This is a genomic window from Stenotrophomonas sp. MYb57 (assembly GCF_002966815.1).
Classification (GTDB): Bacteria; Pseudomonadota; Gammaproteobacteria; order Xanthomonadales; family Xanthomonadaceae; genus Stenotrophomonas; species Stenotrophomonas indicatrix.
Window position 1 is genome coordinate 4392625 of the sequence record NZ_CP023271.1, and the last position, 19789, is coordinate 4412413.

The window sequence follows — 19789 nt, forward strand, 5'->3', positions numbered from 1 at the left end:
ATGCGCGCGACACGATGGATGTTGACCTTGCTGCTGGCTGCTCTGGCGCCGATGGCGATGGCGGCCGCTCCCACCATTGCCGGTGAACGTCATGGCGTGACAACGCTGAACAGCGCGGCGATCCGCGACGGTGCTCAGCGCGAGGTGCTGCGCTTCACCGTGTGGTACCCGGCAATGCCAGGCAGCGAAGAAACGCCGCTGACCATCGGGCCACCGGATGCGCCGCTGTTCGAGGTGGGGCGCGCGGCGAAGGATGCCCCCATTGCCGGCGGGCGCCTGCCAACCCTGTTGCTGTCGCATGGCAATGGCGGCACCGCGCGCATGATGGGGTGGCTGGGCACCGCGCTGGCACGGGCTGGCTACCTGGTGATCGCCGTGGACCACCCCGGCAACAACGGCGCCGATGAGATGACGCTGGCCGGCAGCGTGCTGACCTGGCTGCGCGCCGACGACCTGAAGGCGGCGCTGGCGGCCGTGCAGGCCGACCCGCAGCTGGGGCCACATGTTGATGCGTCGCGGCTGGGCGTGGTGGGTTATTCCGCTGGCGGCTTCACCGCACTGCTCAGCGCCGGCGCACGGCCGGACATGACGCGGCTGCTGGCGTTCTGCCAGGCGCACCCGGACGACGGCGTGTGCAGGCCGCAGCAGGAAGCGGCCGCGCATACGATGGCGGCGCGTCTTGCTGCGGCGGCGTCACCACAACTGCAACCGTACGTGCAGCATGCACAGGATGATCGTTCGATTGCCGGCGTGCGCGCGGTGTTCGTGCTGGCGCCCGCCATCGTGCAGGCGTTTGCACCGGAGCAGCTGAAGGCGTTGCGGCAGCCGGTGATGATCGTGCTGGGTTCAGCGGATGAAGTGGCGCCGCCAGCGACCAACGGTGATGTGGCGGCGGCACTGATTCCGAAAGCAACGCTGCACGCGCTGCCCGGTGTCGGCCACTACGATTTCCTGTCTGCCTGCACGCCGCTGGCAGATGAGCGGCTGCAGGCGCTGTGCATGACTGCGGTACCGAAGGAGCAGACGCATGCCGTGGCGGTGGAAGACGCGGTACGCTTTTTCGGGGAAGCCTTGCGCTGAAGACAGTCGAGCACGGCTCGATGCCAGGGCTGGCAACAACGATTCGTTGCACAGGTGATGACGCGGCGCAAAGGTGCGCGGGACTACACTGCCCCCAGCGCTCCACGGAGGATCGATCATGCGCCTGTTGCATCTTTCTCTGCCGGTATCCGATGTTGCCAACGTCGCCGCGTACTTCCGCGACGTGCTGCAGCTGGAGGTGGCCGGCGACCAGGTCCGCATTGGCTGGAGCACGATCCAGCTGCAACCGGCGAATGGCGGTCCGGTAGGCGGCGTGCACCTTGCCTTCAATGTGCCGGACAACCGCTTCGCCGACGCCATGAGCTGGCTGCGTGCACGCACGCCGTTGCAATGCAATCCGGAAGGGCTGGACTACTTCGCACTGGAAAGCAGCTGGCAGTCGCAGTCGGTGTATTTCACCGGACCCGATGGCCTGATCCTGGAACTGATCGGCCGCAGGCGCTTGCCGGCCAGCGACCGCACTGGCGCCTTCCATGGCAGCGAACTGACCTGCCTGAGCGAGGTCGGCCTGCCCAGCCATGATGTCGATGCGGTGCGCGAACAATCCAACCAACGCTTCGGCCTGCGGCCGATCAGCCCGCCGTCGCCCCAGTTCGCGCCGATGGGCGATGACGAGGGCCTGCTGATCGTGGTCGCTGCCGATCGCCGTTGGTTCCCCGAGCAGAAGGACCTGCCCAACGCGCAGGGCCTGCAGCTGCAGGTGGCCGATGTGAGCGGCAGCGGCGAGCTGCACGATGCCGCGCTGGGCTGGCGGGTGCAGGCGGCCTGAGTTACCAGCTGCCCGAGGCGCCACCGCCTCCGCTGCGGCCGCCACCACCGGACCAGTCGCTGGAACTGCTCGAGGAGGAACTGGACGACGAGGTGCTGGACGAGGAGCGGTAGCCTCTGGACGCCCCCCGGCCGCCGCGGGCTTTTTCGCCGGGCAGCAGAGTGAACACCCAGATGAAGTACAGGAACAGCGTGCCCATGCTGGACACGATCGTCGCCAGCACGCGGGCGTTCTCGTCGCCGGCACGGTCGATGGCCAGCAGCGCGCCCAGCGCATAGCCACCGCTCAGCAGCACCAGCACCACCAAGCGGATGGCGAAGCTGTTGCGGTTCTTCCGCCAACGCGCGCGACCGGCCTGCACCAGGAAGAACACCAGCATGGCGGCGATGCCGACTGCCAGGTTCAGCAGCGTGTGCAGCGCAAGGCTGGGCGGCAACTGGCCGCGCACCAGCATCACCGCGAAGAAGCCGGTGCTGACGGCCAGCATGCCGTACAGCACGATGCGTACGCCGCCGCTGCGACGCCAGCACCAGCCCAGCAGGGTTGCCACCGGTACGGCGGGCAGCAGCACGAAGACCAACGCCGGCAGCACATGGCGCGGCAGCAGCAGCGACGCAGAAAGCCCTCCCGCGGCGATCACCGCCGTCACCAGCAGCGGCCTGCCCCAGGCAGGCAATGTCGACCACGTTGACCTGGGCACCGCCGCATTGGCTGCCAGTGCCTTGCGCCGCCGCTCGCGGCGGTTACCGGTGAAATCGGCTTCGGTCCTGGTCGCCAGCAGACGCGGTGGCGATCGCCACAGACCGGCCAGGAAGCCCGCCAACAACGTCAGCGCGACGACCGAATCCCCCGTGCGCCAGTCCGCGGGCAACACGTTGCGTGCCGACGGATCTTCCCAGGGCGGCAGTTGCTCACCATCGACCAGCGCCACCAGCACCGCGGTGCCGTCCAGCACGCCCTGGTCCAGGTCTCCCTCGCGCAGCCGCGGCACGATCGCCTTGTCGATGATGCGCGCGGCATAGGCATCGGGAATGGTGCCTTCCAGGCCATAGCCGGTCTGGATGCGTACACGCCGATCCTGCACCGCCACCAGCAGCAGCACGCCATCATCGACGCCGGCGCGGCCCAGCTGCCATTGGTCGAAGACCCGCTGCGCATAGGCTTCGATGCCTTCCTCGCCAACGCTGGGCACCACCAGCACCTGCAGCTGCGCGCCCTTGCGTGCCTGCAGCTGCAATGCCTGCTCGCGCAGCGCGGCGCGGGTGCTGGCGGACAGCGCATTGGCGGTGTCCACCACCGGGTCATTCAACGCTGGGACCGGGGCTGCCGCCAGCGCCAGCAGCGGCAGCAGGCAGAGCAGCAGCACAAGCCACGCCCACGGCTTGGCAACGCGCGCCTGCGGCACCCGGCTCATGTGCCCTGCCCTGCCTCGATCCGCGCATACAACGCCTGCAGCCGGGCAGCGTTCTGCGCGAACACCTGCAGGTCCGCGTCTACCAGTGCCGGCCAGTCCGGTGCATGTCCCAGCAACTGCGCCACCTGTTCCTGCGGTGCGCGGTCAAAGCCCTCGCCCAGCACGGTCAGATAGCGCTGGCGGAAACCCTCCGGGTCCTGCTGGTCCTGCACATACAGCTGCACCGCCAGCAGGCCGGCGTAGAGATAGTTGACCAGGTACTGCGGGTCCTCGTACATCAGGCGCTTGCTGATCCAGTTACTGCGCAGCTGCGGGTAGCGTTGCGGCTGCTGGCCATAGCGCGCCAGCACCTGGCCGGTGAGCGCATCCAGATCGTCGGCGGTGCCCAGGGTGTTGCCAGCCACGCCCTGGTAGATCGACTGCTCCAGCTGCGCTTCCTCGGAGGAGGTGAACAGCTGCATCACCATGTCATCCAGCAGCGATTTCAGGTAGTACGCCTTGGCGCGAGGATCCTGTGCCTGCTGGTACAGCTGGTCACGGAAACGCAGTTCGTTGTAGATGGCAAAGGCTTCGGTCAGCCACGCACTGCCATTGCGCTGCAACGGCGAGGCATGGCCGCGTTGCATCCATTGCCCGTGCACGGCATGCCCGGCTTCATGGGCGATCTCCACGTCGCTCTCCAGATCCCCGCTGCGCAGCCCCACGAACAACAGCGACGGCATGTCCGGAGCAACTACCTGGAACGCGTCGTGGCTGCGGCTGCCCAGCACGGTGGCCAGGTCCATGCGCTTGTGCGCAGGGTCCAGCAGCGCGCGCAGCTCGGCGACATACTCAGGCCCCAGGTGCTGCATGGCATCGGCGGCGGTATCGCGCAGCTGCTCAAGCGTCAGCACCGGTGGCGTATAGCCGGCATCCGGCACGGTGGTATCCCAGACCTGCGGCGACGTGATGCCGCTGCGCCCAGCATGCTGCAGCAGCATGTCCTGGTAGGCACGACGGTCTGCCGCGTGGCGCTCGATCGCTGCCAGCGTCGCGTCGACGGTCGCCGTATCCATGCCCATGCGGCGGTAGCCACGTGCGGTGGCCGAGCCGTCTCCCTGCAGGCGCGCGGCGGCGTCATTCACCTGCGCCAGGCCCAGCAGCACCGAAGCCATCGGCTCGCGGCGCGACTGCAGGCCCTGCCAGTATCCCTTCCAGCCGGCCTCACGCAGCGTACGGTCGGAGTGCTGGGCCAGCGCCTGCTTGTCGGCGCCGGTATCCCAGCTGCGGCCAGCCCCCTCGACGCGCGGAAATGCGGCGCTGTGGAAGATCTGCCGATGCAGGCGCGCGAAGGTATCCAGCGCCGGGTCGGCCAGCGTATCCACGGCATCATCCAGCTGCGCATTGGCCGGCGCCGCACCTTCCTGCAGCGCACGGTCGCGCAGGAACCGGTAGGACGCCAACCAGGGTGCATCCGCCGGTGCCTCACGCAGGGCGGCCCTGCCCGCGCGGGCGATACGGCTGCACAGCCCCATCACCTGGTCCAGCGCCTGCGCCGGGCGACGATCACGTGCGTTGCGAGCGGCCTGCAGATGCAGATACGCATGGTGGCGCAGGCACTGCGCCTGCAGCGCTTCGGCCTGGCGGAAGCGCGTGGACGGCTCGCTCGCCGTGGCGCCCTGCAACGCATCAACGCGCTCGCCCAGGGCAATGCGTGCCGTCTGTTCGGCGGCGGCGCTGGGAAAGTAGGCGCGATCGTCAGCGTGCAGCGATTGCGCGTGGGCGCCGAGGGACGTGGTCATCGCCCACAGCGTGGCGATGACCAGGGTAACGGTGGTGGTGCGCATCCTGCGGGCCTGCATCGGCGTCTCCGTGCCTTGAACGAGCTTGGAGCCTAGCAGCCGCCGACGGTGCGCGCCTGTCCCGATCGGGCCTCAGATCGACTCGTCTTCGCGCTTGACCAGCGTCCAGCACGGCCTCTGCGCGAAGGTATAGGTCTGCTGGTCGCTGCTGTCCGGTGTGCGGATCTGCACCTGCATCTGCCCGTCAGCCACGGCCGTCACCTGCATCTGCCGGCCCTGCCCGGCCAACCCGGCCGGATCAGGCATCACCGGCCATTCGACATCGGCCAATGCCAGCGGGCGTTGCACTGTGCGCGGCTCAGGCTCGGCGCCGGCGTCGACGTAGCTGTCCAGCAGCGGATCGGCGGTGGCCTTTTCCTGCAGGGTGATCTCGTTGCCGAAGTGCTTCAGGAAGGTGTCGAACGCGGGATGGGAACACGCTGCGGTCGCCAGTGCGGGCGCGGGTGCGGGCGCCGGCTCCACCGCCGTCGCTGTGCTGGCAGGTGCCGCTGCAGGAGCCGGGGCTTCAGCCGGCGCGGGCTGCGGCGCAGGCGTGCAGGCGGACAGCACAAGGCCAAGGGCGGGTGCCAGCAGCACAAGGGAACGGCGGGGTTTCATGGGATCGTCCTGATTCCGGTTTGGTCGCGTCATCCTACCCTGCCGCCTACAATCGCGGTTTCCGCCTGTCCGAGATGCCCATGCGCCGCCTCCTGCTCCTGATCGGCCTGCTGCTGCCTGCCCTGTGGCCAGCCATGGCGATGGGCGTCGACGTCCGCGACGGCGACCTGCTGTTCGTCACCGCCGGCCATGGCGGCCTGAGTGCGGCCATCGACGATGCGACCGGAAAACAAGGCGCGCCCAGCTTCGACCATGTCGCGCTGGTGGCTTCCGCACCGCAGGGCTGGGAAGTGCTGCACGCCGATGAGAAGGGCTCGCGCCGGCAGACGCTGGAACAGTTCCGCGAGGACGCGAAAGGCAAGCAGCGGCAGATCGTGGTCTATCGCCTGCGTGCGCCGCCGGACAATGCCATCGCCGATGCCTTGGCCACCGCGCGCACGATGCTGGGCAAACCGTACAACACTGCCTACGTGTTGAACGACGACAGTTACTACTGCTCGGATTTCATCGAGCGCGCGTTCCGTGCGCACCATGTGTTCGCACTGCAGCCGATGAACTTCCGCAACCCGCAGACCGGTGGGATCTCCCGGCACTGGGTTGATCTGTATCGCGGCATGGGCATGGAGGTGCCGCAGGGCCTGCCCGGTACCAACCCCAACGACATGGCTGCAACACCGGTGCTGCAGCGGATCGGCGTGCTGGAATAAGCGAAGCCCCGCGCGGGGCGGGGCTTCGTCGGTGATGGATGGCGGCTGCCAGGATCACTCTTCCTCGTCCTGCCCGCCCTGCTGCTGGTTCTGGTTGCGCTTCTGCTGTTCCTGCTGCTGTTGCTGCTGCTGGTCGCGGCCGCGCCCCTGCTGCTGATCCTGCTGGTTCTGCTGGCCCTGCTGCTTCTGGTTCGGGTTCTGGTTCTGCTGTGCCATGTCCGATCTCCAAATGCCACGCGCGGAATGCGGTGGACGGGGCCATCGTCGGCAGCGATGGGTTAACCATGCGTTGTGAGCGGGCTACACCCATGTGTACGTGCGTGAATGAACCGGCGCCAGCCCTTGCGGCACAAGCGACTGAAGGATTCATGCGGGTTTGGCATGTCGTCATGCTGCAGCCGGAAACGAACGCATTCAGCGTTCTTGCCCGCCGCGGCGCGCGCAGCGGCGGCCTACGCCCATGGTCCCATTTGCAGCATGCAGGGCCGCCGCCTATCGTCGGAATGACGTCACCCCGGAGATGCGCATGGCCCGCGACACTGCAGCACGCCCCACCTACGAACAGGCACTGGCCGATTTCAGCATCGAGCGCGGACAGCGACAGTTGCACGGTGACCTGCAGACCGGCATCAACGCCTGCGTGGAGTGCTGCGACCGCCACTGCGGCCGCAATGCGCTGGCGCTGCGCTGGGTGGACGCCCACGGTGCCCTGCATCGGTACACCTTCGAGGACCTGCGCGATGCCTCTGCGCGTGTTGCCCAGGTGCTGGCCGCGCAGGGCATCGGCAAGGGCGATGTGGTGGCCGGCCTGCTGCCGCGTACACCGGACCTGCTGGCGACCATCCTCGGCACCTGGCGGGTGGGTGCGATCTACCAGCCGCTGTTCACTGCGTTCGGCCCCAAGGCCATCGAAACACGGTTGAAAACCGGGCGCACCGCATTGGTGGTGACCGACAGCGCAAACCGCAGCAAGCTGGACGAGGTCGATGGCTGCCCGCCGGTCGCCACCCTCCTGGCACCGGAGCAGACACTACGTGCCGGCGACATCGACTGGACTGCACGCACCGCCGATGCCACACCTGATTTCGCGCCGGTGATGCTGCGCGGCGATGCGCTGATGGCACTGCTGTCCACCTCCGGCACCACCGGCAGCCCCAAGGGCGTGCCGGTGCCGCTGCGCGCATTGCTGGCCTTTGCCAGTTACATGCAGTTGGCCGTGGACCTGCGCCCAGAGGACGTGTTCTGGAACATCGCCGATCCCGGCTGGGCCTATGGGCTGTATTACGCCGTGATCGGCCCGCTGCTGCTGGGCCAGGCCACCACCTTCAGCGAAGCCGGTTTCAGCGTGCAGGGGCTGAACGACATCGTCGCGCGGCTGGGTGTCACCAATCTTGCCGGCTCGCCCACAGCGTACCGGCAGATCATCGCCGCCGGGCCCGAGGCCAGTGCGGCCATCAACGGCAAGCTGCGGGTGGTGAGCAGCGCCGGCGAACCGCTGAACCCGGAGATCGCCCGTTGGTTCGCCGCCCATCTGGGCACCACGGTGCTCGACCACTACGGCCAGACCGAGACCGGCATGGTGGTCAACAACCACCACGCACTGGACCACGCCGTGCGATCGGGATCATCGGGCTTTGCGATGCCCGGTTACCGCGTGGCGGTACTGGATGATGCCGGCAACGAACTGCCGCCGCGCACGCCCGGCATCCTCGCCGTAGACCTGCAGCAGTCGCCGATCATGTGGTTCACCGGCTACTACGGTGCCGACACACCGGCGCTGGGCGATCGCTACTACCTCACCGGTGATTCGGTGGAATGCGAGGACGACGGCTCGATCAGTTTCATCGGTCGCTCGGACGACCTGATCACCTCCTCGGGCTATCGCATCGGTCCATTCGATGTGGAGAGCGTGCTGATGGAACACCCTGCGGTGGCGGAAACGGCGGTGATCGGCGTACCCGATCCAGAGCGCACCGAGATCGTCAAGGCGTTCGTGATCCTGCGCGCTGGGTTCAGCGGCAGCGACACGCTGGCGCAGGAACTGCAGCAGCATGTGCGACGCCGGCTGTCCGCCCATGCGTACCCTCGCCAGGTGGCGTTCGTGGCGGAACTACCGAAGACGCCCAGCGGCAAGCTGCAGCGCTTCCTGCTGCGCAAGGCCGAGATCGAGAAGCAGGCGGCGGCTGGCTGAGGGTCTCCGGGGTCAGAGCCCTTCCTTCGAAAGGGATCTGACCCCGGGGTCGGATCTTCTCCAGCGGAGAGGCTCTGACCCACATGACCCCGTGCTTGCGCTACGGCATCACCGGCGGCACGTAGGCCAGGGTCATGCCCAGCAGCCACAGCAACCCCAGCACCAGCGGGATGTGCACCAGCAGCTGGATGAACGTGAAGCCGACGATGTCGCGGGCCTTCAGGCCGAGCACGCCCAGCAGTGGCAGCATCCAGAACGGATTGATCAGGTTCGGCAGCGCTTCGGCCGCGTTGTAGACCTGCACCGCCCAGCCCAGGTGCGCCTTCAGCTCGTTCGCGGCCTGCATCACGTAGGGCGCTTCGATGATCCACTTACCGCCACCGGACGGTACGAAGAAGCCCAGCACCGCCGAGTACACACCCATCACCAGCGCGAACGTATCGGTGCTGGCCACGTGCACGAACAGGCTCGACAGCCGGTGCGCCAGCGTCTCACCGTCGCCACCGGCAGCGTGGGTGAGGATCATCGCGATGCCGCCGTACAGCGGGAACTGGATCAGCACACCGGTGGTGCTCGGTACCGCCTTGGCCACCGCGTTGAGGAAGCTGCGCGGGCGCCAGTGCAGCAGCAGGCCCAGCGAGATGAACATGAAGTTGTAGGTGTTGAGGTTGGCGATCGCGCTGACCAATGGCTTGTTGGCGAACTCGTTGAACAGCCAGCCGAAGGCCAGCAGCGAAAGCAGCACGGTCAACAACGGGCTGTACTCCAGCCACTCGCCCGGACGGGTGCGGCGCTGCAGCGGCTCCGGTTCGGCCTGCGCCGCGCCGGGGAAATCTTCGGCGGTACGCGCACTGCCGGCAGCCGGCGCGGTCAGCCAGGCGATCAGCAGCGAGACCACGATCAACACCGAGGTCAGCGCGATCGACTGCCACAGGAAGATGGTTTCGGTGAACGGCAGCACGCCGGTGATCTCCACCAGCCCCGGCGGCATGCTGGCCGGGTTGGCCTGCAGCTGTGCCGCCGACGAACTCAGGCCCATCGCCCACACCGCGCCCAGGCCCAGGTAGGCCGAGGCACCGGCAGCCCGATAGTCCATGCGCAGCGCGGTGCGGCGGGCCAGCGCGCGCACCAGCAGGCCGCCGAACACCAGCGAGAAGCCCCAGCTGAGCAGCGAGGCCAGCATGCTGACCAGGCCGACGTACACCACGGCACCACGACCGGTGCGTGGCACCCGGGCCAGGTAGTCGATGAAGCGCGCGACCACCGGTGCAGTGGCTACCGCATAACCACCGATGACCACGAAGGCCATCTGCATGGTGAAGGGAATCAGGCTCCAGAAGCCGTCGCCGAAGGCGCTGGCGGTGGCCTGCGGAGTGGCGCCGAAGCCCATCGCCGCCAGCGCGACGATGACCACGCCGAGCACCGCGAATACGTACGCATCGGGGAACCACTTTTCCGCCCAGGCGGCCGAGCGCAGCGCGGCGCGCGCCATCCAGCCGTCCTGTACTGCTGCCGTCGAGGCCATCACCTACCCTCCCAGGTTCGATGGCCTGATTCTGGGCGGTGGGGTGCGGGCTGTCAGCCACCTATTGGTCGTAGGTGGCCGCCCGCCGGGCATGGCCCGGCGCTACCAGTTCGGCCGAGGATTCCGACCCGTGCACATGGCGCGGGGTAGCGCCGGGCCATGCCCGGCGGTCTTCTCAACGCAGCGCCAGATCCACGGCGATACCGGCAAACAGCGCGGCACCCACCCAGTTGTTGTGCAGGAAGGCCTTGAAGCACGGCCCACGCTCGCGGTTGCGGCAGATCCAGAACTCGTACACCACCAGCAGCGTGGCCACCGCTACGCCGGCCAGGTAGTACCCACCCAGCCCGCCGCGCACGCCCACCAGCGCCATCGTGGCCAGGAACAGCGCGTACAGCACGCCCTGGATGACCAGGTCCAGATCGCCGAACAGGATCGCAGTGGAGTGCGAACCCATCTTCAGGTCGTCTTCGCGGTCGACCATGGCGTACCACGTGTCGTAGGCGGTGGACCACAGGATGTTGCCGGCATACAGCAGCCAGCCCAGCATCGGCACCTCGCCCTGCACGGCGGCGAAGGCCATCGGGATGCCCCAGCCAAAGGACATGCCCAGGTAGACCTGCGGCAGATGGGTGTAGCGCTTCAGGTAGGGATAGCTGGCCGCCAGGAACACGCCGATGAAGCTCAGGGCGATGGTCAGGCCGTTCAGGGTCAGCACCAGGCCGAAGGCCACCAGCATCAGCACCGCGAACAGCACCAGCGCCGCCCGGCCGCTGATTGCGCCGGTCGCCAGCGGTCGCGCCTTGGTGCGCTCTACGTGCGGGTCGAGCCAGCGGTCGGCGTAGTCGTTGATGACGCAACCGGCCGAGCGGGTCAGCCAGACGCCTGCGGTGAACACGAACAGGGTCCACAGCGGCGGCAGGCCGCCAGCGGCCAGCCACAACGCCCACCAGGTGGGCCACAGCAGCAGCAGCGTGCCGATCGGGCGATCGGCGCGCATCAGGGACCAGTAATGCCGCCAACGCGGCGTCGGCGCCGGATGCGGCGCGGAAAGGGGGGTATCAGCCATGACACTAGGATACTCCTGTGCCTTCGGACCGACTTTGCCGGCGGGGGGAGATTTGTGCGGCGAAACTGGATAGAATGCCCATCCCGCACCGCCTCATTGCGTTGCGATGCCCGCCCCGGCCCTGGCCGACGGCGCGGCGGTTCCACCACGCGCTCGTAGCTCAGCCGGATAGAGTAGTGGCTTCCGAAGCCATTGGTCGGGGGTTCGAATCCCTCCGGGCGCGCCATCTTCCCTCAGTCTTCCGTCCCCGCCTGCCACCACGGCATGGCGCGCTGGTCGTGGGTTCATTCGGCTTCCCGATCCCCCGCTGCGGCTCCGTTGCGCTGAGCTGGAAGGGAACCGAGCGATAGGCGCAGCCCTGCGCGTCGCGGACGATGATCGAGAATTCCTCCCCAGCGCTGGTCGCGCCGGGCAGAAACGCGCCGTTGCCGTCGAACAGCACCGTCACCGGTTCGCCGGGCACGATGCACGTCCTGCTTGGTCATGCTGCAGATCCTCCATTGATGTTCCGCGTGCCGATTACTGGATGACCCGGCAGCGGCGGCGAGGCACCTGCACACTGCCGCTGCTCAACTCTTCAGCGCACTACAGCGCCGCCGAGCATCGACCGAACACGTTGGCGGGCTTCTCCCGCAGGCTCACGGCAACCACCCGGTGTTTCTGCTCGCCGCAGCCCCCCATGACCCCATACATGATGAGAAGTCCCTTGTCGTTGACGTAGCCGATGAACCTGCCATTACCTTCATCCGAAGCGGTCCTGACGAGATAGACGCTCTCCCCGGGGGCTGGCTCCAGGCCACTCAACGGCATTGAACCAATCTTCCCTTCAACCTCTGATGCCGATACTGCGACCAGTGAGTTCTTCAACATCCACTCCGCAATGGCAGCTTCACTATCCGGATCAAGCGTGGAAATGCGGTCAAGCGGCAGATTCGTTGAATTGCCAGGCAAGATCGCATCGGATGAAACATCCACCCAGTCCGATCTCCACTCCGCATGTTGAAACTGGTTGATGCTGCAGCCTCCAACCATTGGCAAGAGCAGCAACGTTGCGCGCAATATGCCAGCCATCGGCATTGTGATGCCGTTCCTTGCTGGGGTACCCCGGATCTTCCTGCGCTTGCCGCGCCACAGACCGATCAGATACCCGCTGGTGGGTAGGCCCACCCCATCGGGATTACTGGCTGATGCCCGGGCACCGGATGCCTCACTCATACTGTTCCACTCCCAACCTTCTACATCGGCCGTCACTGCGGATCGACTCGCCAGCCCATGGCAAGGATGTCGAGTGAACTGCCAGTGGTGCAGGTTTCGATACGGAAGCACTGAAGTTCTGGCAGCAACACGCCCGAGGCCGCCCAGCGCCACCTGCAGTCGGCCAGTACCTCGCTTCCATCATCGACATACGCACGCTCGATCGTGTCCTCACCCAGGAATCCAAAGTTGAGTGCCAGTCGTGCCCCGCGGCATTCAACGAAGGTCACCTGCTCGTTACGTCCGTCGAGCCAGCGCACGTGGACCACTACTTCATCGTGGTTGCCCGGATTGCTGCGATCAACGGACACTGCAACCAGGGTGGCGTCCGACCAGGGCAGTGCGTTGAACTCAAGGATCATGCGTGGTGCCTCCATCCAGGCTCTGGCAGTCCGTTGGCATGGATCCATCTCCCGTCCAGAGCCAGCGCTCGCCTCATGCTCGAACGTTTCGACTTGTTTGATGGAGCACCAGTTGCCAATGCTGTGACATGAGGCATGCAATTTCGGCACCGATCGTCGCTTCGATGAGGACAATGCACCCCGTCCCATCGAGTTCATGCGGGTCCGCAGGGTCCACTCCAAGCAGGGCACACGCACGATCAAACTCGAATGATGCTTCGCGCTCAATGAAGACACTCAGGTCGAGAATGATGTTCTGCATCGAGAAGCCATCGATACTGAGGCGGACAATGTCATCGAAGATGACCTCATGCACATATCTTCCGCATTCCGTGGACAGAGAGAGTGCAAGACGGCGGCGATCTTCAATGCGGAGTCCATCAATGTGCAGATCATGCAGACAGCTCATGCTCCGTCCATCTGGATTTTCGATGTTCAACAGACAGACCTCCTCAACTGAAAAGGAAGAACATGCTGTGACGCTGCTTTGAGCGCGCGCGCCAAACACACTGCGGTACCAATAGGCGTCACTGCGCCTGAACCAGGTCGAGAAGGCTTCAGAATCGAAAACATTGAGCTGTTCCATGGCAATACGGTAGCGCTGGAAGAAAGCCAATATGTCACGTAGCACCTCGGCATCCACCCGTCGCTTGTCGATCTGGATGTAGATGATCCGGCCCCGGCCAACCACTTCCATGACGCACTCCATCTGATCCAGCCAGCCGAAGAATTGCGCTTCGTCCCGTGGGGAGTAGAACACCACACTATCGGCCTGCAGTTCCACCTTTTCCATTTTCATTGCGCGACCCTCTCCAATCGAACGACTGCACTTATCATGCCTCTTGTCGGCTCGGCAACATGTGGGTGCCAGCTCGCCGAGGGGCCATACTCATTGCGATGCTTCCAGCACGTGTGCGCTCATCGATGGGTGTCGTCAGCGTCGTCCACACTCGGGAACTTCCCCCGGCGTGCTGGGAATCAGCCTGACCGGGCGGCACGCTGTACTCGCCGCCAGACCTCGTCCGACATGAAGTTCTTCCACGTTCGGCCAAGCAGCTCACGAACAGAAGGGTGCTGCTTTGCCAGGCTCTCCAGCTTCTCGATCTCTGCCTCGCCATGGGCCACCAAGTAGTCCTCCAATGGTCCGGCAGCGAGACTGGATAGCAGAGGTGCATCCACATCCATTTGCCTGACGGCCTCAATGAATTCCCATCCTCCGTCGGCATCCCGCTGAATGATGTCATCGACAACATCCAGCACCTGCATGTGCGATTGCCGCTCACTGGCGCCCATGGGAAGTCGATTGAACTGAACCCATGCTTCGGCGATCGTCTGCGGTCCACCATGCGGCCTTCCGGCTGATTCAATACCTTTATTTCGATGCATCCCAGATTTTCCCGGTTGAGAGGCCAAGCGAACAGCTTCACCCCACTACAGGAGGATAGATTTCAACTGAGACACCAAGGCTCAGTTCAAAAATTCTTTTGAGCAAGCTGTGATCAAGCTCAAAACCTCCCAACGCTTCCGTAAAGAGACTTACATAGAACTCCGCCTTCCCACCGCCACCGACAATCTCATCCAAGAACCGAGCCTTGGCGGACAGCACATCGCACCACTACGCAGCTCCTCGTCCAACTCAACACTCGCCTTGCGCACAAGCTGCATTGAAACGTACGTTTCCTCGCACAGGCCCCCATCCGAAGATGGCGGGCGTGGATCGCCCACTGTCCTTGAGAATCTGGGCGTCAGACCGAACTCCAACGCGATATCAGACGCCCGCATGGAGGGGTTCCAGATCCGCAGCGAAATATTCGTTACCTGAATAGACATGAGAGGCGTGGAAGGGTCGCGCTAAATGCTGAGTACCATCTGCAACCCGTTCTGCAAAACGATCTTTGCGCGATTGAGGTCACATTGATCATCGCCACCGGGTAGCCGCCAGTCAGATTGATGAAACCGTTGTAGACGTAGGTGAGGGGCAGACGCTTAAGATCGGCCACCTTCAGGACCTGATCCTACGCTCAACTGGATAGCGCGAAACAGAGTGTGGAGCACGCTACTTCTTTGAGGCCTCAATCGGCGTGCCCGTCGCACCGTCTTGGGTCTGGGTCAGTCGGCCGAGCGCGTCATAGGCGTACTTGGCTAGCACTTCCGAGCCCGCACCGCTCTTCAATTCGGTGATCGAACCGACGGAATCATGGCCATCCCATCAGAAATGACGAAAATTCTTTTGGATCAATTATTTCTTCCCGACTTTGTTATCCATACCAGGGGCCCGCCCAAAACGTAAAGGACAGCTTTCAGCACCTCGAAGATCTTCTGGCGCCCGCTCAAGGCAACGCTCGCTGAATACTTCTCCCGAATCGCGCGCCTCCTGCGTGCGACGCCAACTTTAGCGTCGCTTCGCGAAGTCGAAATCGTTCGTTTTGATTTACTTACCATCAGCCTCATCCATTCCCCGAGCAACGGCCAAGCTCAGAATTTTTCCGGGAACGATCAGCAGCAGCATATATCCACTCAGAAGGAATGGTATGGATTGCCTCTCAATGCTGCCCTGGAATCCAGCCGCAAGAATAGCCAGTGTTCCAGCCATCCCGACAGCAGACACCCATCTCCTTGATAATGTGACATTTATCTCGTGCTCGCCCCCATTCATCAGTGGAGCCACACTTTTCAAGACTAGGAACACCACAACCAAGTTCAGCATCAGCCCAGCGATAACAAGAATGAACATTTTCCAACCTGTCAATGGTGGAAACAGCAGGCTCATGAAATCAAGCGACGCCAGAACGAAGCATGTCATCAATCTGCTCTTTGTACTTTTCATCATTTGACCTTGCACCAGCACTCCTCAGCCGCTTCGGCGAATTTCATCGCTTCGACGCCCAAGCTTAGCAAGCCCAAATTGCGTCCAATGACTCGAAAAAGCTGATTTTAGGCTCTTGTTAGCTTGGATGCCCGTTCTAATTTGAGATTGTTCTCTACGATTCCTTCCCCATCGATCAAGTTCCTGAAGCCTTGCGTTGGCAGCGGCATCTGCCCTCCGCGTGTGCACCTCAGTCGCCGCTGCAGCCGTGCTCATCACCGCGGAGGCTGAATCCAGAGAATTGGCACCCTCAGTGAACGCTTTGATTATTCCAACTCCGGGCGTCAGATTTAGAGCAGAATCGAGGATTGCCGCCTCCACGCACGCGTCAGAGGCCCGAGGCTCACCCCCGATGTACGCCCCATGGGTCCAACGCTCTGCAAACCCTCTGGATCAGCGTAGCTCACCGGATTGCCATGTACATAGACATAGGTGCTTACGCCCCCTTCCAACCCAATCGGATCACTCTGCGAGTACCGACCCACCGCCGGGTCATACTCCCGTTGGTAGTTGTAGAACAGCTGACTCGCATCGGTCGCCTGCTGACCCGGAAAGCGCAGTGCCAGATCAAACACCGCGCCATCCCCATCGGGGTCATTGGCCGGTGCCTGATCGCCAAACACCTCGCTCTTGTTACTCCACTCCCAGATCGCGACATCGCGTATGGGGTCGATCACCACACGCGGTGTACCCAGGTGATCGGGCTGAATGTACGCCAGCTCCGGCACGCCCGCGGATGGTGTCTGGATCAACGCCACCGGGTAGTTGTCCAGCCAGATCGCCTGCTGCTGTGCTTGCCTGGTCGCCGAGTAGTTGCCGATCCACTGGCCCCCTTCGTCATAGACCGTGATCTGTGCATCGTCACTGGCTGGCGCACGCAACACGCGCTCACCGCGGTGGTTGTAACCGTAACTCTCCACCACAGCATCGCCCTGCTTCACCGCACTCATGCGGTTGGCATCGTTGTAGGCGAACGTCTTGATGCCGATGCTGGTGGTATTGCCTGCAGCATCCTGGTTGCGCGCCTGACCATCCACGGCAATCAGTCGATGGCTGTCAGCCGGATAGGTGTAGCTTGCCGTCCCGGCCGAGGTGGTCAGCGAGGTGCGGTTGCCGGTGGCGTCGTAGCCATAGGTCTCAATCGGCGTGCCCGTCGCACCGTCCTGAGTCTGGGTCAGTCGGCCGAGCGTGTCGTAGGCATACTTGGCCAGCACTTCCGAGCCTGCGCCGCTCTTCAGCTCGGTGATCGAACCAACGGGATCGTAGCCGTAGCCCAGTGACAGACCGCCTGTCGCGGGGTCATGCACCGCCTGCGGTCGGTAGTCCAGATCCAGCGGCCGCTGCAGCTGGCGTCCATTGCCATAGGTCCAGCCGGTCGGCGGCGTAGGTCACGTTGTTGACCCAGACCTCCGGGCCTCTACGCCAGGTCAGGCCGGCCTTGCCCACACAACGCCAACGCAGCGACGAGAATCAGCAAAACGGAAAGACGAGACAGTCCGACTTATTCAAACTCACGTGGATCTTCTCTCGTTTGAACGCTCCACCTCCGCAGTTATTTTCGCAATACACGCGAATAACCATCGCGATCCAATGCCCTAAGCTGCGCCAGTGGAATACGATACCTCCTAAAGACTGCAGCAATTTCCCACACCTCATCCTCCAGAACCTCATTTGGCTCCAGATCAAGATAAATTGTATCCCCTCTACCAACTACATTTTTTATGCAGCCTATTCGACCAATCCACTCAAAGAAAAAACCCTCATCCTGCTGGGAAAATAAATATACCTTCTTGGCTTCAAGTTCCATATGCGCTCATGTCACCTAACCAGTCCACCTGGATACACATTCCTGTATCGCCCTGGATACCGCTTGCTCTGAACATCCCAATGCGGTCCGCCGTGTGGTTTCCCGGCTGAGTCAGTCGTTGGGCCGGTGGGTGGTATTGCCCGCGGCATCCTGGTTGCGCGGCTGACCATCTACGGCAATCAGGCGATGGCTGTCAGCCGGATAGGTGTAGATTGCCGTCCCCTCCGAAGTGGTCAGCGAGGTGTGGTTGCCGGTGGCACAGCCCGCACCGCCCTTCAATCAAGAGGCCGTTGCGGCCGATCCAGCCTATCTCAAGGCCAACTCCGCGCAGTTTGGCCTCAAACTGGCACTACCCATTCCGTACAGGTCGGCAGAGGACAGCCTCTAGCTCCTCATCATTGCGACGATTCCACAGGTATTGCCGCTGACCATCCGACCCCATCATTATTATTTCATGAGAATTTTTACGAACATCCTGCAGAGGAGCTGAAGGGGCATTGCATTTGTAGTAAAGAGCGATGTTGGGCGGCAGATTAGCTGCAAAGCCAAGCGAATCACGAATCAGAGGCGCGAGGCCTTTGCCAATCTTTAACATCCCATTTTCATTGATGTAGCGCATCGAATAGTTTGTATCATATGAAATATAGTAGAGGCCTGCCTCAGCATTCGACCGAATATGAATAGAGGAGGCATCCTCTGGAATAGCTACAACCTTTGCAACAGATAGGTCGCCTTCGTTAACTATTTTTGAGAGCGAATCATAGCTGCGCCCCGCGTCGCTGCAGCCAGAAATAGCGATTGCAAAAATCGATAAAGAAAATAATAACCTCTTTGATTTAGTCTTCACCATCCCACTCCGGAATGTAATTCTTCAGAAAAACACGAGACGACACCGGAACATAGCTGGCACAACGCTCTGCGCAATTTTCACCCAACTTACATGCGGCTCCGTGACGATTTGCGGCCATATCTCCAGAGTTATCTCTTTGCATCTCTGAGTGACTCCTTCTGCGGCCGTCTCCGTCGAGACCGACTCGGCCCGCATAGTAGTCCTTCACTTCTTTCAGTGCCATTAGCTCCAACACCACTCGGGGATTGCTTGTTACTTGAGTTGCTCGACAAGCCGCTAAACAATGATAGAACTGATCTGAACCGGTTATGCTCCTCGACTTCATCTCGGAGTTATAGTTTGAAAGTATCCTGCCCGCGACGAGCGCATCACCGATGTCTGTTGCTGGTAGTGCCTCAGGCTGTTTCATTCGATATTTTCCAAACTGAAACTGCCCAGACTCCAAACCCAACATGTCTAGATTTGAATTTGGATTCGACTCGACATATGAGTATGTCGATATGCCTGCGTCCAATCCAATCGGATCACTCTGCGAGTACCGCCCCACCGCCGGGTCATATTCCCGCTGGTAGTTGTAGAACAACCCACTCGCGTTCGTCGCCTGCTGTCCCGGGAAGCGCAGTGCCAGCTCAAACAGCACGCCATCCCCGTCGGGGTCATTGGCCGGTGCCTGGTCGCCAAACACTTCACTCTTGTTGCTCCATTCCCAGATCACGACATCGCGTATGGGGTCGATCACCACACGCGGCGTACCCAGGTGATCGGGCTGGATGTAGGCCAGCTCCGGCACGCCTGCAGTTGGTGTCTGGATCAACGCCACCGGGTAGTTGTCCAGCCAGATCGCCTGTTGCTGCGCCTGCCCGGTCGCCGAGTAGTTGCCGACCCACTGCCCGGGGCTTCGTCATAGACAGTGACCTACGCATCGCCACTGGCTGGCACACATTGCCTGCGGCATCTTGGTTGCGCGCCTGAACGTGCACGGCATCAGGCGATGGCCGTCAGCCGGATAGGTGTAGCTCGCCGTCCCCGCCGACGTGGCCAGCGAGGTGCGGTCACCGGTGGCGTCGTAGCCATAAGCGTGCCCGTCGCACCGTCCTGGGTTTGGGTCAGTTGGCCGAGCGCGGCGCGCTATGGATACCCCAGCACACCCCGCAATGGAAGCGCTTAGACGCACATCTATTCCGCCTTCGCTCGCCGAAGCCGAAGCAAGCCGACAGACCCAACTTTCCACATAACAAAAGCTATGGCGAGGGAGATCACAACGAATGCCAGACCTGCAAATCCATACCGACCGCCCTGATTCGAAAGGTCAATTACAACAAAAATAAGCATTACTAGATTAGCAGTAGCTATAAGGCAAGCCACCACCCTCATCGCCCAGAAAAACATGGTGTAGT

Annotated in this window: 19 protein-coding genes, 1 tRNA gene and 2 pseudogenes; 6 read left to right on the top strand and 16 right to left on the bottom strand. The window is 63.0% G+C overall.

Annotation, left to right across the window (positions count from 1 at the left end; translation table 11 throughout):
- A complete protein-coding gene (locus CLM74_RS20090; protein WP_105165058.1) occupies positions 1–1080 on the top strand; it encodes an alpha/beta fold hydrolase in 1080 nt (359 codons plus the stop codon).
- A gap of 118 nt (positions 1081–1198) precedes the next feature.
- Positions 1199–1870: a VOC family protein gene (locus tag CLM74_RS20095; protein ID WP_105164811.1), complete on the top strand. Its 672-nt coding sequence runs from the start codon at positions 1199–1201 to the stop codon at positions 1868–1870.
- Between the two features lies 1 nt (position 1871).
- On the opposite strand, the gene CLM74_RS20100 is transcribed toward CLM74_RS20095, so the two are convergent.
- The 3 genes from CLM74_RS20100 to CLM74_RS20110 all read right to left on the bottom strand — a co-directional run bounded on the left by CLM74_RS20100 (position 1872) and on the right by CLM74_RS20110 (position 5722).
- Entirely contained in the window at positions 1872–3284 is a 1413-nt protein-coding gene (locus CLM74_RS20100; protein WP_105164812.1) for a TPM domain-containing protein, read from the bottom strand.
- Positions 3281–5125 carry a M3 family metallopeptidase gene (locus CLM74_RS20105; protein WP_105164813.1) on the bottom strand — a complete coding sequence of 615 codons (1845 nt, stop codon included), beginning with the start codon at positions 5123–5125 and terminating at the stop codon, positions 3281–3283. Before CLM74_RS20105 ends, CLM74_RS20100 begins: the two co-directional genes overlap by 4 nt.
- A gap of 72 nt (positions 5126–5197) precedes the next feature.
- Positions 5198–5722, bottom strand: a complete 525-nt coding sequence (locus CLM74_RS20110) for a hypothetical protein (protein ID WP_105164814.1) — start codon at positions 5720–5722, stop codon at positions 5198–5200.
- Between the two features lie 80 nt (positions 5723–5802).
- Between CLM74_RS20110 and CLM74_RS20115 the strand changes: the two genes are divergently transcribed.
- The gene (locus tag CLM74_RS20115; RefSeq protein WP_105165059.1) at positions 5803–6429 is read left to right on the top strand and encodes a YiiX/YebB-like N1pC/P60 family cysteine hydrolase; all 627 of its coding nucleotides are present in this window, start codon (positions 5803–5805) and stop codon (positions 6427–6429) included.
- A 54-nt stretch (positions 6430–6483) separates the two neighbouring features.
- On the opposite strand, the gene CLM74_RS21695 is transcribed toward CLM74_RS20115, so the two are convergent.
- Complete coding sequence (locus CLM74_RS21695; protein WP_164745118.1) at positions 6484–6645, bottom strand: hypothetical protein; 162 nt, start codon at positions 6643–6645, stop codon at positions 6484–6486.
- Between the two features lie 310 nt (positions 6646–6955).
- Between CLM74_RS21695 and CLM74_RS20120 the strand changes: the two genes are divergently transcribed.
- Positions 6956–8620, top strand: coding sequence for an AMP-binding protein (locus CLM74_RS20120; RefSeq protein WP_199776060.1), 1665 nt, complete (start codon positions 6956–6958; stop codon positions 8618–8620).
- Positions 8621–8720: 100 nt separating this feature from the next.
- Here CLM74_RS20120 and CLM74_RS20125 read toward each other — a convergent pair whose 3' ends face one another.
- The gene (locus tag CLM74_RS20125) at positions 8721–10145 is read right to left on the bottom strand and encodes a TIGR00366 family protein (protein WP_199776061.1); all 1425 of its coding nucleotides are present in this window, start codon (positions 10143–10145) and stop codon (positions 8721–8723) included.
- Between the two features lie 175 nt (positions 10146–10320).
- The gene (gene ubiA, locus CLM74_RS20130) at positions 10321–11214 is read right to left on the bottom strand and encodes a 4-hydroxybenzoate octaprenyltransferase (RefSeq protein ID WP_025877458.1); all 894 of its coding nucleotides are present in this window, start codon (positions 11212–11214) and stop codon (positions 10321–10323) included.
- Between the two features lie 149 nt (positions 11215–11363).
- Between ubiA and CLM74_RS20135 the strand changes: the two genes are divergently transcribed.
- Together CLM74_RS20135 and CLM74_RS21580 are read left to right on the top strand one after the other, a co-directional pair.
- Positions 11364–11440, top strand: a tRNA-Arg gene (locus tag CLM74_RS20135).
- Positions 11441–11588: 148 nt separating this feature from the next.
- The gene (locus CLM74_RS21580) at positions 11589–11744 is read left to right on the top strand and encodes a hypothetical protein (protein ID WP_158684171.1); all 156 of its coding nucleotides are present in this window, start codon (positions 11589–11591) and stop codon (positions 11742–11744) included.
- A gap of 55 nt (positions 11745–11799) precedes the next feature.
- Here the strand turns inward: CLM74_RS21580 and CLM74_RS20140 are convergent, their stop codons facing one another.
- The 10 genes and pseudogenes from CLM74_RS20140 to CLM74_RS20175 all read right to left on the bottom strand — a co-directional run.
- A complete protein-coding gene (locus CLM74_RS20140; RefSeq protein ID WP_234003401.1) occupies positions 11800–12429 on the bottom strand; it encodes a hypothetical protein in 630 nt (209 codons plus the stop codon).
- 32 nt (positions 12430–12461) lie between these two features.
- Positions 12462–12830 (bottom strand): hypothetical protein, encoded by a 369-nt coding sequence (locus CLM74_RS20145; RefSeq protein ID WP_105164818.1) that lies wholly within the window; start codon positions 12828–12830, stop codon positions 12462–12464.
- A gap of 73 nt (positions 12831–12903) precedes the next feature.
- Complete coding sequence (locus tag CLM74_RS20150; RefSeq protein ID WP_105164819.1) at positions 12904–13668, bottom strand: hypothetical protein; 765 nt, start codon at positions 13666–13668, stop codon at positions 12904–12906.
- A gap of 179 nt (positions 13669–13847) precedes the next feature.
- Positions 13848–14255 carry a DUF6869 domain-containing protein gene (locus CLM74_RS20155; protein WP_158684172.1) on the bottom strand — a complete coding sequence of 136 codons (408 nt, stop codon included), beginning with the start codon at positions 14253–14255 and terminating at the stop codon, positions 13848–13850.
- Positions 14256–14292: 37 nt separating this feature from the next.
- A complete protein-coding gene (locus CLM74_RS21585) occupies positions 14293–14451 on the bottom strand; it encodes a hypothetical protein (protein ID WP_158684173.1) in 159 nt (52 codons plus the stop codon).
- A gap of 849 nt (positions 14452–15300) precedes the next feature.
- The gene (locus tag CLM74_RS20160) at positions 15301–15639 is read right to left on the bottom strand and encodes a hypothetical protein (RefSeq protein ID WP_158684175.1); all 339 of its coding nucleotides are present in this window, start codon (positions 15637–15639) and stop codon (positions 15301–15303) included.
- A 473-nt stretch (positions 15640–16112) separates the two neighbouring features.
- Positions 16113–17196: pseudogene (locus tag CLM74_RS20165) on the bottom strand (RHS repeat-associated core domain-containing protein); the annotation flags it as partial.
- Between the two features lie 91 nt (positions 17197–17287).
- Positions 17288–17542, bottom strand: coding sequence for a hypothetical protein (locus tag CLM74_RS21595; protein ID WP_158684176.1), 255 nt, complete (start codon positions 17540–17542; stop codon positions 17288–17290).
- A gap of 349 nt (positions 17543–17891) precedes the next feature.
- Entirely contained in the window at positions 17892–18389 is a 498-nt protein-coding gene (locus CLM74_RS21600) for a hypothetical protein (protein ID WP_158684177.1), read from the bottom strand.
- A gap of 445 nt (positions 18390–18834) precedes the next feature.
- A pseudogene (locus tag CLM74_RS20175) lies at positions 18835–19514 on the bottom strand (RHS repeat-associated core domain-containing protein); the annotation flags it as partial.
- Positions 19515–19789: the final 275 nt, after the last annotated feature.

Coding starts and splice junctions, on each gene's coding strand:
- CLM74_RS20110 (WP_105164814.1), bottom strand. CDS start 5,722: ATGAAACCCCGCCGTTCCCTTGTGCTGCTGGCACCCGCCCTTGGCCTT.
- CLM74_RS20145 (WP_105164818.1), bottom strand. CDS start 12,830: ATGATCCTTGAGTTCAACGCACTGCCCTGGTCGGACGCCACCCTGGTT.
- CLM74_RS20090 (WP_105165058.1), top strand. CDS start 1: ATGCGCGCGACACGATGGATGTTGACCTTGCTGCTGGCTGCTCTGGCG.
- CLM74_RS20125 (WP_199776061.1), bottom strand. CDS start 10,145: ATGGCCTCGACGGCAGCAGTACAGGACGGCTGGATGGCGCGCGCCGCG.
- CLM74_RS21580 (WP_158684171.1), top strand. CDS start 11,589: ATGATCGAGAATTCCTCCCCAGCGCTGGTCGCGCCGGGCAGAAACGCG.
- CLM74_RS20155 (WP_158684172.1), bottom strand. CDS start 14,255: ATGCATCGAAATAAAGGTATTGAATCAGCCGGAAGGCCGCATGGTGGA.
- CLM74_RS20100 (WP_105164812.1), bottom strand. CDS start 3,284: ATGAGCCGGGTGCCGCAGGCGCGCGTTGCCAAGCCGTGGGCGTGGCTT.
- CLM74_RS20115 (WP_105165059.1), top strand. CDS start 5,803: ATGCGCCGCCTCCTGCTCCTGATCGGCCTGCTGCTGCCTGCCCTGTGG.
- CLM74_RS20150 (WP_105164819.1), bottom strand. CDS start 13,668: ATGAAAATGGAAAAGGTGGAACTGCAGGCCGATAGTGTGGTGTTCTAC.
- ubiA (WP_025877458.1), bottom strand. CDS start 11,214: ATGGCTGATACCCCCCTTTCCGCGCCGCATCCGGCGCCGACGCCGCGT.
- CLM74_RS20105 (WP_105164813.1), bottom strand. CDS start 5,125: ATGCAGGCCCGCAGGATGCGCACCACCACCGTTACCCTGGTCATCGCC.
- CLM74_RS20160 (WP_158684175.1), bottom strand. CDS start 15,639: ATGAGCCTGCTGTTTCCACCATTGACAGGTTGGAAAATGTTCATTCTT.
- CLM74_RS20095 (WP_105164811.1), top strand. CDS start 1,199: ATGCGCCTGTTGCATCTTTCTCTGCCGGTATCCGATGTTGCCAACGTC.
- CLM74_RS21595 (WP_158684176.1), bottom strand. CDS start 17,542: ATGGAACTTGAAGCCAAGAAGGTATATTTATTTTCCCAGCAGGATGAG.
- CLM74_RS20140 (WP_234003401.1), bottom strand. CDS start 12,429: ATGAGTGAGGCATCCGGTGCCCGGGCATCAGCCAGTAATCCCGATGGG.
- CLM74_RS21695 (WP_164745118.1), bottom strand. CDS start 6,645: ATGGCACAGCAGAACCAGAACCCGAACCAGAAGCAGCAGGGCCAGCAG.
- CLM74_RS20120 (WP_199776060.1), top strand. CDS start 6,956: ATGGCCCGCGACACTGCAGCACGCCCCACCTACGAACAGGCACTGGCC.